General features: G+C 48.9%; 17 protein-coding genes. 15 read left to right on the top strand and 2 right to left on the bottom strand.

The window, feature by feature from the left end; genetic code table 11:
• Positions 1 to 17 precede the first annotated feature (17 nt).
• Positions 18 to 1,202: a hypothetical protein gene (locus MJZ26_02535; GenBank protein ID MCQ2104646.1), complete on the bottom strand. Its 1,185-nt coding sequence runs from the start codon at positions 1,200 to 1,202 to the stop codon at positions 18 to 20.
• Positions 1,203 to 1,512: 310 nt separating this feature from the next.
• The gene (locus MJZ26_02530) at positions 1,513 to 2,142 is read right to left on the bottom strand and encodes a hypothetical protein (protein MCQ2104645.1); all 630 of its coding nucleotides are present in this window, start codon (positions 2,140 to 2,142) and stop codon (positions 1,513 to 1,515) included.
• A gap of 177 nt (positions 2,143 to 2,319) precedes the next feature.
• On the opposite strand from MJZ26_02530, the gene MJZ26_02525 reads away from it, so the two are divergent.
• From MJZ26_02525 to MJZ26_02455, 15 genes are all read left to right on the top strand, one after another.
• On the top strand, positions 2,320 to 3,465 hold the full coding sequence (locus tag MJZ26_02525; protein MCQ2104644.1) for a DUF2213 domain-containing protein: 1,146 nt from the start codon (positions 2,320 to 2,322) through the stop codon (positions 3,463 to 3,465).
• A 3-nt stretch (positions 3,466 to 3,468) separates the two neighbouring features.
• The gene (locus tag MJZ26_02520; GenBank protein MCQ2104643.1) at positions 3,469 to 3,903 is read left to right on the top strand and encodes a DUF2190 family protein; all 435 of its coding nucleotides are present in this window, start codon (positions 3,469 to 3,471) and stop codon (positions 3,901 to 3,903) included.
• Between the two features lie 18 nt (positions 3,904 to 3,921).
• Positions 3,922 to 4,839: a DUF2184 domain-containing protein gene (locus tag MJZ26_02515; GenBank protein ID MCQ2104642.1), complete on the top strand. Its 918-nt coding sequence runs from the start codon at positions 3,922 to 3,924 to the stop codon at positions 4,837 to 4,839.
• A 114-nt stretch (positions 4,840 to 4,953) separates the two neighbouring features.
• Positions 4,954 to 5,334 carry a hypothetical protein gene (locus MJZ26_02510; protein MCQ2104641.1) on the top strand — a complete coding sequence of 127 codons (381 nt, stop codon included), beginning with the start codon at positions 4,954 to 4,956 and terminating at the stop codon, positions 5,332 to 5,334.
• Positions 5,312 to 5,722 (top strand): DUF4054 domain-containing protein, encoded by a 411-nt coding sequence (locus MJZ26_02505; protein ID MCQ2104640.1) that lies wholly within the window; start codon positions 5,312 to 5,314, stop codon positions 5,720 to 5,722. The genes MJZ26_02510 and MJZ26_02505 overlap by 23 nt, the downstream gene beginning before the upstream one ends.
• Positions 5,703 to 6,074: a hypothetical protein gene (locus MJZ26_02500; GenBank protein ID MCQ2104639.1), complete on the top strand. Its 372-nt coding sequence runs from the start codon at positions 5,703 to 5,705 to the stop codon at positions 6,072 to 6,074. Before MJZ26_02505 ends, MJZ26_02500 begins: the two co-directional genes overlap by 20 nt.
• The gene (locus MJZ26_02495; protein MCQ2104638.1) at positions 6,071 to 6,541 is read left to right on the top strand and encodes a hypothetical protein; all 471 of its coding nucleotides are present in this window, start codon (positions 6,071 to 6,073) and stop codon (positions 6,539 to 6,541) included. Before MJZ26_02500 ends, MJZ26_02495 begins: the two co-directional genes overlap by 4 nt.
• A gap of 5 nt (positions 6,542 to 6,546) precedes the next feature.
• Complete coding sequence (locus MJZ26_02490) at positions 6,547 to 7,650, top strand: DUF3383 domain-containing protein (GenBank protein MCQ2104637.1); 1,104 nt, start codon at positions 6,547 to 6,549, stop codon at positions 7,648 to 7,650.
• 12 nt (positions 7,651 to 7,662) lie between these two features.
• Entirely contained in the window at positions 7,663 to 8,076 is a 414-nt protein-coding gene (locus MJZ26_02485; GenBank protein MCQ2104636.1) for a hypothetical protein, read from the top strand.
• Between the two features lie 3 nt (positions 8,077 to 8,079).
• Positions 8,080 to 8,481 (top strand): hypothetical protein, encoded by a 402-nt coding sequence (locus MJZ26_02480; protein MCQ2104635.1) that lies wholly within the window; start codon positions 8,080 to 8,082, stop codon positions 8,479 to 8,481.
• Between the two features lie 267 nt (positions 8,482 to 8,748).
• The gene (locus MJZ26_02475) at positions 8,749 to 10,614 is read left to right on the top strand and encodes a hypothetical protein (protein ID MCQ2104634.1); all 1,866 of its coding nucleotides are present in this window, start codon (positions 8,749 to 8,751) and stop codon (positions 10,612 to 10,614) included.
• Positions 10,611 to 11,330 (top strand): hypothetical protein, encoded by a 720-nt coding sequence (locus tag MJZ26_02470; protein MCQ2104633.1) that lies wholly within the window; start codon positions 10,611 to 10,613, stop codon positions 11,328 to 11,330. The genes MJZ26_02475 and MJZ26_02470 overlap by 4 nt, the downstream gene beginning before the upstream one ends.
• Complete coding sequence (locus tag MJZ26_02465; protein ID MCQ2104632.1) at positions 11,327 to 11,671, top strand: hypothetical protein; 345 nt, start codon at positions 11,327 to 11,329, stop codon at positions 11,669 to 11,671. Before MJZ26_02470 ends, MJZ26_02465 begins: the two co-directional genes overlap by 4 nt.
• Positions 11,671 to 12,669: a hypothetical protein gene (locus MJZ26_02460; protein ID MCQ2104631.1), complete on the top strand. Its 999-nt coding sequence runs from the start codon at positions 11,671 to 11,673 to the stop codon at positions 12,667 to 12,669. The genes MJZ26_02465 and MJZ26_02460 overlap by 1 nt, the downstream gene beginning before the upstream one ends.
• Positions 12,670 to 13,374: a hypothetical protein gene (locus tag MJZ26_02455; protein MCQ2104630.1), complete on the top strand. Its 705-nt coding sequence runs from the start codon at positions 12,670 to 12,672 to the stop codon at positions 13,372 to 13,374.

Raw genomic sequence — 13,374 nt, 5'->3', positions numbered from 1 at the left:
CAATTTTATTAGAGAATTTATTTCTCATTCTTAACACAACGGACAGACACACCGGTCTCTTTATATAAGGCATTCTTATTCATATATTTTTCATTTTTTCCCATAGATCCATTATCTGCAGTAGCATAATCTTTGTAGGAATTCTCTGTTGGATAAAACCAATATGCAGTTTGGTTTAATTCTTTAAAACCCCCACCGCCCATCGGAGTTATACGCATCCCTGCACCCACAAGGCTAAAACCGGTGTCATTGCTTCCTCCAAAGCCAAATGTCGAACGAACTCCTTTTACACCATCTTGATTACCATTACTATTGACAACAATAAAGAAATCATCGTATGTTAACAAGTGCCAGCCGTCAGGGCATATTCCCCGATGATTTGGCTCGATTTGATCAGCACAGCTTTTGGTATTGCATTCACTGGGCAACTGCATCATTTCAGCCCACTGGTAAAGCCCTCCATAATAATGGCAGTTCAATGTGTCATTGTCATAACAATAGCGTTCAATTTTAGAATCATCTTTTTGATCCTTGAATCCACGGACTATATCACCGACATTAAGGTTTTCCACCATTGCAAAAATTGAAGTATCTTTAGTAGAGATGCATTTGCCAGTTTCACTGTAATTTAGACATTTTTTACCATCAAATTTCAAATATTTATAAGTCCGGCCATTCCTGTCATCTGTAAATTCTAAGCACCCCCCATGAGCATTACAACTAAAGGGATACCATTCCGCAGATGTTCCCCAAGGATTTTGCACACTACTAGATGATTGATCCTCGCTAGAACTCGACTGTTTCACGGAAGAACTGCTGCTAGATTTGACACTTGATGAGGAGTTCACCGAGGAACTGGACTTAGCCGAGCTGCTGCTGGATTTTTCCGAGGAACTGCTAGATTCCCGATCGGGGTCGGAAATGACTGAAGAAGATGACGCATCGGCTGGGGCACTGCCCTTGACGCTACTGCTAGATCCTTCGCTATCGCTCAGGATGACACTTGATGAGGAACCCGGAATGACAGAAGAGGCAGAGTCGCCGTTGATGCTGGAGGAGGATTCTTCGTCCTCAACAGCGGAACTTAGTGCACTGTTTTCACCGGATGCGCTGGTGGAGTTGGAATCATCGCCGCAAGCGTTAAAGGCGAACAGCGCAAAAGCCACCGCACTCACCAAACCAATTCTCTTAATCGTATTCATACAGAATCTCCTAATTTTAAAATCTCAATCATACCTACGGAATACGCCCTGTTCCCAGGCCTCTTCATAGGCAAACTTTCATAACAAAAGATATTAAAGAAATCAAACTCCATCCCGGCAGAATCATACAAAAACAGGTCAAAACGGCACCTGGCAAACACAGCCTCAACCACCGGTTCAACAAGCACTTTTCCTATATGATACACCGCGTAGTATACAAATGACGCTTGCCACAAAAAAAAGCCCCAAACGGGGCTTCATAATGATTTTTTAGAATCAGTAATCGTTTTTAGATTTTACGGATTGGATTTTATTTATGATGCAATAAATTTTTCATTACTTTATTGAAGCAATCAAAGGATTTCTCTACATCCTTCTGGTGTCGCTGGGAAATTTTGATTTTTTCATCATGAAGAACACAATCAACAAAAATCTCTCCCAAGTCATTTTTCTCGTATTTGACTTCTAAATCTTTCGTCATTGCTAAATCAACGACGTTAGAACGATTTCTAACATGATTTACCAAGCCTAAAGTAAAAAAACGTTCTTCATCATTCTTTTCTAATTTGGACTCACTGCCATAATAGAATTCAACTATTTTTTCTAAATCAAAGGTGTAAATTTGACTAAGGATAAAATTCATTCGGCAAAACATTAACCAGTCAATTTTTCCTTCACTATAAGAATCCACTAAATTTCTTATGTATTTGGCTTTTACGGTAGATTCTGCTGAAATTAAATGATGAATCAGAAGCTCCATAATTTTTTCAAATTCTTGATAATCATCTTTTAATTTCGCCCAAAATTCCTTTGACTTTTCGCTTTGCGGGTTTTCGTTGAAAGCATCTATCTTTTTTGTCAAAAAGAAATTTGACGCCTTTTGCGAAAAATCGTAAACAGCCTTGAGTGATTTACCTACAGAAAATAATTCGGGAATCATATACAAACTCCTTGATTCAACTATCCTTTAACAAATCATAGACAAATTCAGTCAATTGTGGGGTAGCGTACCGCGCTTGTAGCGGCGTTTTCCGCTGTTTTTTGGTGTTTTTGGGGCTGTTTATATGCCTTTAGGTGAAACCCCCGTATAGCCTGTTTGCGCCTCTAAATTTGGGGCATGAACGAAACGCTCCGCGACTATAACGACTTCGACCAGACTGTTTTCAGGACTACCCCGGAAGGATACCTTACAGGCAAAATCCGTGTCACAGGCGCGGGCGTTTTCAGCTACATGACTACGGACGGAATAAAGCGCAGACTGCGCCCGGTCAAGGAAGTTTCTGCACAGGACAGCATCCTGAGCCTCAATTCAAAACCAGTCACCCTGCTTCACCCCATGCAGGACGTTTCCCCAGAGAACGCCAAGAAACTCCAGGTAGGCTTTACCGGAACGGATGCAAGCTGGGACGGTTTGAACGCCTATGTCACAATGACGATCACGGACGCAGAAGCCATCAAGGAAATGCGCGAGGGTCGTGTAAGAGCTGTTTCCTGCGGATATGACGCTGGGCTAGAACGTGGCAAGGGCAACTGGCAGGGCGTCGCCTATGACGAAGCCATGAAGAATATCCGTTACAACCATATCGCACTTGTTCGCGAAGGGCGCGCTGGCGACGGAGTGCGCTTTAGAATCGGCGACAGTGCCGACTTCGACAGAATTTTCAATGTAAACGACAATGCCCCCCTAGGGGCGGGAGAGAATGAAATGGCAAGAAAGCTCATTATTGACGGTGCCGAATACGAGGCCGACGAAAAAGTTGTTGAAACGCTCCATGCTGCACAAAAGGCCCGTGACGAAGCCGAAAAGGAATCCAAGGCACTCCAAGGCAAGCTGGACTCCATGACTGCTTCCCGTGATGCAGCAATTTCTGAACGAGACCAGCTCAAGTCCAGACTCAAGGATGAAAGCGAAATTGCCCGTCTTGTAAATGAGAAGGTCGCCCTGCTCGATTGTGCCAAGCAGTTTGGCGTAGAAGTCAAGGCAAGTGACAGCGTAGAGGCTATCCGTAGTGCCATGGTCAAGAAAGCCTACCCCCAGATGGTTCTTGACGGCAGGAGCGCAGAATATATGGCTGGCGCCTATGAAGCCGCCGTTCAAAAGCTGAAGGATTCTGCCCACGGTTCAGATGAGCCTCCCAAGAATTCCCCGTTTGCCCCAGACATGACACAGTTCAAGGATGATGCTGATACGGAAAAGGCGTTCGAAGCCATGAACGACAAGTACAACAAGCTTAACATCGCAAGTTTTGCAAGGGAGGCCTAGCGTATGGCTTTTGAAATGGAATATGGAGCAATTGGAGCTCCAGGGCTTTTGTTTCCGTTTGTACCCCACTCCATTGAAACAGGGGTGATTCAGGAAGACAAGGACTCCGAAGGAGGATTCCCTCTCTGGATCAAAACTGGCGAAGCTGACGAAGCTGGTAAGGTCTATGTGAATAAGCCGGAGAACGGAAAACTTCTCGGCATCGCACAGCGAACCCTCTTTAACGACAGCTACAAGGCGGGCATGACCATCAATGTCGTCAAGAAAGGGCGTTTGTGGGTTCGTGTACTTGGAGAAGTCAAGGCAGGCGATGACGCCTACGTCAACGACACCAACAATGCCTTTACAGCAACGGCAACGGGCGGCACCCAGATTGTGGGTGGAATGTTCAAGACCGACGCAGCTGATGGCGGGTTGGCTGAACTGGAAATCGCATAGGCACCAAAAGGAGAACGCATGAATTTTAAGGATCACGAACTCAACAGGATTAGCCGCCTGTTCAACACAATCATCAATGAAACTTACGGCCTTGACCGCGAAAATCTTGACGCTCTCAGTTTGATTCCTGCACAGACTGGTGTGGGTATGTGGCTGCGTTCCTGGAGTTACAAGATTGTCAACGAAATGGGCGTTGCAAAGCTCATTAGCGACTATAGGGATGATTTTCCTCCTATTAGCCGCGGTGTTGAAATCAAGACAAACGATATTCGCGAATGGGGCCTTTCCTATGGTTACAGCGAATTTGAACTCATGCAGTGGCTTACTGCAGGCATTGACCTTTCACGCGATGAGGCAGATACCGCCCGTCGCAAGATTGATGAAAAAGTCGATGAGGTTCTTTTCGTTGGCGACAAGGAAGCAAATACAACGGGTTTCCTCAATAACCCCAACATTCCGTTGGTGGTCGTGCCTACGGGAACATCTGGCGGAACGGCCATCAAGGGAAAGTCCTTGACCGAAATCATCGCAACATTCCAGGCAATGATCGACACAGTTCGTACCAACACCCACCGCACTGTCAAGGCAGATACCGTTTTGCTTCCCCATGACGCATTCGTCTATCTGTCTACCACCCCCAAGGATGAAAAGGGGGGAGACATCACCATCCTTGAATATCTGCAAAAGGTTTTCAAAGGTCAGGGTATTGTCAATTGGCGCGAATGTTCCAAGCTCGATGATGCCGGTGTAGATGGCGCTACACGTGCGGTAATCTACAAGTACAGTCCAAGCGTCGTTACTCGATGCCTGCCGATTCCCTTCAAGCAGGACGCGCCTCAGAAGGATTCCCTTTATTACAAGGTTCCCTGCTATTGTCGCGTGGGTGGCGTAGCATTCAAGAACATTAACGCCGTAGCCTACGCAGACGGACTCTAGTCAAGAATCCCCTCCCCGGCTCCATCGCGACGTTTTCCCTAACAGGGCCAGCCTTCCGTCGCGGTGGAGCTCTTTTTTCACCTTTCCCACTTTTCGCCTACAGGATTTGACGCCATGCTAGTCATGAACAACCAGAAATGTACCGTCCACATCGGATCCATGTTGCTTCTGCCGGGTTCCAATGTTGTTCCGGACGGGACTATTGACAGAAAGCACCCCATCATCAAGGCGCTGGAAAAACAGGGCAAGCTCTCCTTCATGGAAAGGATAACACCCAGCGTAGCCGAAATTGCAATTTCCAAGGCCAACACCCAGAAGGTTGTCGATGAAATCGAGGGGTGTGTAAAAAAGACCAGCGCAGGCGTAAAGAAAGCCGCAGTAGCAAGAAAGAAGGAACTGGACGAATTTGACGTGCAATGGGACGAGGCCAAGCAAAAGGAAATGAACGAAAAAATGGAGGCAAAAAAACAAAATGATTCCGCTTCCAATAAGTGAAGAACAGAAGGACGAACTCATAGCCTACCTTCCGACGGAATACGCGGACAGCAAGCGACTTGACGCCTGGATTATGGGAGCCTCCCACCATGTAAGCGCCTGCTATTTCAAGAAGGCCTACGTCTATGCGCTTTCTCTGATGGTTTCCCATCTCGCAGCATTGGAATCCAGGGGAAGCGACGGGGATGCAGGAACTGTCACAAGCAAGCGGGAAGGCGACATTTCAGTTTCCTATGGCAGCACAAAGGGTAACGATGACGACGCCTGGCTTTCAAGCACCAGCTTCGGACAGCAGTTCCTTCTGCTGAGAAAACAGTATTCACCGCGTCCGGGCGTTACGGGCGCAGTAAGGATGCAGGGGCTCTGCGGTGGCAACGGTTTTCGCTAGGACATTTCGCTATTGCGAACTGGTCAAGCCCCATTTCGACTCCGAGGGAAACGCCGTTTCCGAGACGAAATCCGAAAGGACTGTTCGCGGGACAATTCAGCCTGTCACGGGAGAAGAAGCCATCGCGTACAGCGAAGGTTCGCGCAATACGGGCATGGTCAAGGTCTATTCCAGCGAAAGGCTTGCTGCGCGAACACAGGACGGTGCAGAAGCCATCGGATATATCCAGCAGGGAGGCTACTGGTACGAAATCGTGGATGAGCTTGTTTTCTGCAATCTGCCAAACATCACCCACTGGAAATACATAGCAAGCAAGATTCCGCCAGCCCAGATTCCGGAGGCGCTCCGGTGAGCATTGACGAAATCAAGGGAGCCTTATGCAAATACTTCAACGACTGCGAAAGATTTTCAGTCCAGTTCATCAAGAGTCCGACGAACAGCCCCGCCCCCGTTGGGTGCTATGTCGCTGTTGGAATCGATTCTGTGGAACAATATGGACGCAAACTGTCTCCGCCTCCGGGCAAGGGAAAGTTCCTGTTTTCGCAAGTCGCCATGGTCCACTTCGTCGAAGTCGAAGGCGACGGAGACATCCTTAGAAAGGCAAGGAATGAGCTGGAGCTTCCGCAATTTACCGAGTTCGCCAGGGAGAGGGGGTTTACGATCTGGCAACCAACTGCAATCAACGCCATCGACACCTATGATGGAAAGTTCTTCATTAGACAATGGCGTTTTTCATTCCAAGTCAACTTTACGGATGAAATCGCGGTTGAAAGGCCAAGGATCGAAACAGTCAAACCCTTAATCCTCCAATCTAACTAGGAGTTATGATGGCGCAGATTATCGATTCCATTATCCGAATCAGCATCAACGAGGCGATTTCAACCGTTTCCACCACAAGCGTCAACACTATGGCTGTTGTTGGCCCAGCCTCACAGGGACCTGCCTTTGTAGAATGTTCATGTTCCGAGGATGCGGAAGTTTTCGGAACGGATAGCCTTCTTTATGGAATGGTTGCTAGCACCTTTTCTCAGAGTGCCTGCCCAGCAAAGGTTATTGCCATCAAGGCAGGCTGCTTTGCGGAAGCTCTTGATGCCGTCAAGAACGCACAGGACGCAGCCCTGGACTTTTACCATATCGTAGCCAAGTTTGGCGACGACATCATTCCATCATCTACGGAATTTACCAAGACGGGTGGCTGGAACGCCTATCTTGGCGAGAATTTCAAGATTATCCACCTTGAACTTGACGATACAAGCAACGGATTTGCATCCATCAGGGAGCTGTCCCAGAGCCTTCTCAAGTCCACTAGCGATCGTGTAGCGCTCTACCAGCATCATGCAGCGGGGAATATCGCAGCCTCTATCGTCTCCATCAGATGCGCCCTTGATTCCGCTCGCGGCACTTTCGCCCACAAGAAGGTCAAGAACGTGGAATATGACGGCTACAAGAAATCCGACTTTGATGCACTCGTCGCCGACAATATCAACGTCTATACGGTTGCAGCGGGGGAATCCAGAGTGTTCATGGGAAGCACTAGCGGAAAGAATGTTCTGCTTGCAAGCACAGGCGAAAAATCTCCTGCCAGCTTCATTGACGGTATCGCCAAGGACGACTGGATTCGCTTCAATATCCAGACCAAGATTTACAGCCTTCTTGGCGAAGCCAATGACGGTCACGGAGTCACCTATGACGACAATGGAATCAATTCTGTTGCAGCGGCAATCCTCCAGGTCTTTGCCAAGGCGGCTGATACCGATCACCAGTACATCATGCAGGGTTATACGGTAAACATCAAGGATTACGAATACCTCAAGAAGAATTACGCGGTGGACGTCCAGGCGCGAAATCTTCCGCTTGTAAAGGGACGCTATTCCAGACTCAATTCCATCCACACTGTCAGAAACGTGGAACTCACCGTTACACTTTAAGGAGAACTGCAAATGTCCAATCTTGTAGGAACCTACGACCATACCTTGGTCAATATGGCTGTGGAAGGCATCGAACTTTCCGACTTCCTTGGTGACATCACCATCACCAAGGAGGGTGACGAATGGGAGGTCACAGAAGGTAGCAACGGCTGTATCGAACGCTCCCGCATGGTGCGCAAGCTCTACACAGTCACTGTTCCGTTCATGCAAACAAGTCCTCAGCTTGCAAAGCTGGAAGCATTGCGTATTGCCGACGAGGAAACCAAGGCAGGGCCTTACCTGTTTTCTTTCGTTGATCTGAACGGTCCTTTCTCCATTCTCGGACAATGCTGGATTCACAGTATGGGAAGTGCAACCCGTGGACGCGCAGCCGCGGCAAGGACAGTCACGCTTCGCGTCAAGGGCGAAGCCGTATTTGAGGGATAATTTATGGAAACAATTAACTTCACTGTAGGCAAGAACGACTATCAGCTCATCTGTCATACCGGATTTGAAGCCCTGAACCTTGACAGAAAGGTTCTCGGGCTTATTGGGCGCATGGCCCAGATGGGGATTGATATTTCCAACGAAATTGACGCCTTCGCCACCTTGGCTAGCACAATCTCGGAACTTTCCGAAAAGGATTTCCGCTGGCTGGTAGAAACAACCCTCTCCCGCGTTACGGTCGTCAATAAGGGGCAGAAGCATCACAGACTTGATTCCTGTGACGCCATCGCGGAACAATTTGCTGCAAATCGCAGCGAGTTGTACACAATCCTTCTCAAGGTCTGGAAGCTGGAGAAACTCAGCCCTTTCGTGGAGGCCCCGGCGACGGAACAGGCTGGAGCCTAAACTATTCAAATCCGATAGTGGCATCTTTCAGCGATACCGACGCAGAGGACCTTCAAAAACTCGGCAAAATCGGTACACTGGAGGGAACAGCAGCGGAATACGCTCCAATCTGGCGCATAGTCAGCAAGGCGCGTGTTCCGCTTTCCGATATAGAGAGGAATTGGACTTTTGATCGAATGATGGCTTTCTGTTCCTATCTGGATATGGAAAACGATTACAGGAGCGCCTGGGGCGAATATTACCAACAGCAAAGGAGCAAACCAGACAATGGCTGACGAGAACGAATTTGTACAGACGGTGCGGTTCCAGGTTGACGATGGAGACCTCAGCGCCGCCCTTGGACGCTTTCAGGACTCCATGGGAAAGACTGGAGACGACGCGACAAGACTTTCAAAGGAAACGTCGAACGTCGGCAAGGAAGCTGAAAGAGCCGCCAAGGAAACTCACAAGATCGCGGACGCTACTAGGGACGCCCAGAAGGAAACACATAAGCTGGAAGGTTCTTTCTCCAAGCTCAAGGGCGTTATCGCAGGCGCTGTCGCTGCCTATGCAGGGTTTCAAGGCATTTCCAAACTCATTGGCTTTGGAAAGGAAGGTGTAGAGGCTTTCAAGCTGCAGGATCAAGCGGAACGTAGCCTGAAGTTCCAGATGCAAAGGAACGGCAATGCCGACCGTTTTGGCGAATTGCAAAAATTTGCATCAAGAATCCAGGAAAATAGCATGTATGGCGATGAAGGCCTGCTTTCCGCAGCCTCAACCTGGACGAACCGCATCAAGGGCGTAGATAATTCCAAGAGAATGATGCAGATGGTCGCGGACTATGCCGCCCGCTCCACCAACGGTGGCGAAGCAAACGCAGATCAACTCAAAAGCTATGCACAGACCCTACTTGGCGCAATCACTACCGGACGTACAATGACGCTGGAACAACAGGGCTTTGATACCAGTGCCATCAAACAACTGCAGAAAATCAAGCAGGATGGCGGTATCGTCACCGAGGATATGCAAGTTGCTGCGCTGGAAAAGACTCTTGAAAGCATAAGGGGATTCGCCAAGGAAATGGCGAATACCGACGCAGGAAAGATAACCCAGCTCCAGAATGAGATTGGAGACGTCAAGGAAGAAGTCGGTAGGGAACTTCTGCCTGTATTTGCAGATTTAGCTCGCGAAATCAAGGTAAATATGCCCTCGATAAGGAAACTGTTCCACAGCTTCGGAAATGTACTCAAGTCCCTCATCGGCACTCTCAGCCAGAATGTAGGTGCAATCGCCTCGTTCGCAAACGGTGTTTCCACCCTGCTGAACATCTTCGCGCAGGCACCCGTCTCCACAATGGCCTTTGTAGGAGCCATGAAATTCGTCATTCCCATGATGGATTCAGCCCAGAAGGGTTCTATCGCGTTCGGAAAGTCCCTCAACGGACTAGGAATGAGCTGGCAAGGATTCCTCAAGGCTGGACTGTTTACCGCAACCGTCTGGGGACTGCAGAAGATTTGGGAGGCAGGCAACCTTCTTGTGGACCTCGCCAACGAAAAACTGCGTGAGGCGCGAAGGGAGGAGGCCGCTGGCGAAATAGAACGTGCAACAAAGGAAAGAGGAAGCTGGCAGCGATCCATGAAGGACTATGAAAAGCTCATGACTCCGGAAGAAAAGGAACTCATGAAGAAGATGCCAAGCATCCCCTGGAATCCAGGCTGGGACAAGGCTGCTGGAGCAGGATTTGACATGAGAAGCCTCCCCAATGGGGCGACAGAGAACCTTATCAACTGGGCAAGGGCCAAGGGCGCCTACGACTATTACCAGGGACTTATCGGACAGGGACAGGCCAAGATGAACAGGAACCATTCCCTGCCCTGGAAGAACTCCAGCGGGAACGGCCCCGATGTGGACTTCAAGCCCGTGGATTTCACCTACACCCCCGTCGATCTGGATGCGGAAATGCAGAAGGCCATGCAGTCTGTCGCAAAGACAGCCAAGGGCAGCACCAACATCACCAATATCGACTACACGAACAACATCAAGACGGACAGCGACATGATGGCAAGACTCATCAAGGATAACCTCAGGACGCTTCTCCAGTCCCAGCTCACCTTCGTGAACCGTTCCGAGGCGGTCAAGGCGCTTGCACTATGATTGGCTTTGTCAGCACAGCCCTCAATATCTATTCCAGATATAAGAACCCGCCCCACGTCATAGCGGCCTCCCTGTTCACGCGAAACGAGAACTTCGGACTTGAGAACCTTCCCTTCGACCTGCTTGTGGACGAAAGCCATGAGCTGGAATTTGACATTACCGACCATGCCGTTGAAAACGGTGCCACAATCAGCGATCACGTCCAGCAGAAGCTGCGAAGCGTCAAGGTCACGGGAATGTTCACAAACCACACAATCAACGGTGAGGGTGGCTTTGTCAATGAGGATGGCACACGAAATAGCAGAACCTGGAAGGACAAGGTTGAAATCCAGGAGGCGGAAGCTGTCACCAATACCGCGCTCAAGCGCTGGGAACAGCTCTGTGCCATCGCCAAGGCGCGTCAGAAAGTCCGTATCATCACTTGCCTTGAAGTCTATGAGGAAATGGCGATCCAAAGCCTACACGCGACGCGTGGAGCCGAGGACGGTGAAAGCGTCAAGTTCGAATTGACCCTGCGTGAGATCAGGACAGCAAACTTCTCCAGCGAAAACCTCAGCGGAGAATGGAACCCAGCAGAACCAGCCTCCCAGAACAACGCGGAACAGCAGGCAATGAGCAAGAAGGCCAACGCAGGAAACGTCAGCGGTGACGCAAGCGAAAGCGCAGACGAGGCCGTAAACAAGATGAACGAATCCATAGGAAGGGAATACGCATGATAAAGATACCCATAGAGACTAGCGGGGGCTCCTACATGGTGGAGCGAGTCAATATCGAGGGCGTCATGCTCTCAATCCGGCTTCTTTGGAACTGGAGGGATGGAAACTGGTTTGCAGACTTTGAAACGGTCAACGGAAAACGTTGCGGAATCAGACTTGTCCCAAATTCTCGCCTGTTAAAAAGTAGAAATGAGGTGCTTGACAATGGCGATCTTGCCATATTTAAGCGAGAAAAGACTTGCAAGGAACAATTAAATCACGACAATCTAGGAAAAGCCTACGTTCTCCATTATCTAACAAAGGCTGATGTTGCCGTCTTCGAAAAGGCGGGTATGCTCTAATGGCCTTCGGCAGAATCGTTCGACTATTCATAGGAAAGTTCGCTGTTGGCAACATCACCAGCGAGGACTGCAAGGACCTTTCCCAGTTCGATATTGACTTTGAAGTTATCCGTTCCATCGAATGGTACGATAACGAGGCTACCATCACTGTTTATAATCCGAGCCCGGACACAATAAACTTCGTCATGAGTGAAGGAAACAGCGTCCTGTTGCAGGCAGGGCATCAAGACGAGACTGTAGGAAACATATTTGTAGGCCAAATCGGAATGGCTGTCCCCAGGCGCGTCGGAAAGGACGTTGAGCTTATCCTCACCTGCGTTTCTGCGCGTGGAACGTTCTACCAGCTTGCACGTCTGAATTGTGCGTTCCTCTTTAAGGAGGATATGACGGTAAAAAAATGTCTACAGGAACTTTGCGATTATGCCGGAATCGCTCTCCGAGCAGGAAGCCAGACAAAGCTGTCAGAACCCATCGGCATAGAATATGGCGTTTCGGCAACATTTCGTCAGGCTGTCATAAGTTTCCGCGACAATATCCTTATTCCAAAGTTCAGAATGCACCTATATTTCGACAATAACGAAATGATTGTCATTAGTGAAGATGAAAAGACAATGGAAACGGAACAAATCAGGCTGGATTTTCAAAGCGGTTTACTCCATGCAGAAGAAATCAGAGACGAAAGCATCAACAAGGTAAACTTTGGCGATGACCCCACCTTCTTCCTTTTCTCACAGAATGAAAGCGACGAACAGTCGGCTGAAAATAAGCCCAGCAAAGAAATCGACCGAACAAGGAAAGTACGCTTTACTGCGCTTATTTCACCAAAATTTGCGCCAAACATCTTTGTGAACATAGACTCAAGCTGCGGCGACGAGTATGACAGCGTAAAATCCATGACAATCAAGGGAAACTTCATCATCACGGAATGCAATTTCCGCGGTTCCAACTATGGCTCGGATTTCACGATTGAATGCGAAGCCAACGAGGCAAACTGGTAAATGGCAAACAGCATCGCAAAACTTCTGGATCGCTTCTTCGATAACAAGATGGAGGATTTTGAGACAGCCTTCCCCGCGGTCATTGTCAGCGTGAACGATGATGGCTCCGTCAATGTACGTCCAAGTGTTCGAAACTGTCTGCGCAATATGCAGATGGAGCCTCTAAAGGACGGAAAGCTGATGGCTATCCGGAATGTGCCTGTCCTATGGATCGGCACAAAGACCGTTCATGTGGAATATGAGCTGGACGCTGGCGACACCGTTCTTTGCATAAGCAGCAGCCGCGATATTCGAAACTGGAAGAAGGAAACCTGGGGTGAAGAAGCCTCACTTCCAATGAGCTTTTCCGGAAATGATCTGCTGAACCTTCTAGCGATTCCCATGAGGCGCATCAATGAGGAAGCTGCAACCATTATATCGGTGGATCGTGAGGGAAATGTCAAAATAAATGCAAAAAAAGTTGAACTTTCTGCGGAAAACGTGGAAATCACAGGCGCTTTGAGCGTAGATGGCAACATTTCGGGCACAGGCAAGCTGGACGTTGATGGAAACATCGCCAGCAAGGGCGATGTGGAAGCGTCTGGAAACGTAAAAGGCGCGGATTTCTCCACGCCTACGCTGTCATTCCTGGGTCATACTCATGCAACAGCTGCGACTGGCGCACCTGCGCCTCCTATGGTTTATTCGCCGCCTCAGCCAAACTAA

This window comes from Fibrobacter sp. (assembly GCA_024398965.1).
Classification (GTDB): domain Bacteria; phylum Fibrobacterota; class Fibrobacteria; order Fibrobacterales; family Fibrobacteraceae; genus Fibrobacter.
Note: the sequence above shows the minus strand (reverse complement) of the source record. Positions and strands in the feature narration are given on the sequence as shown.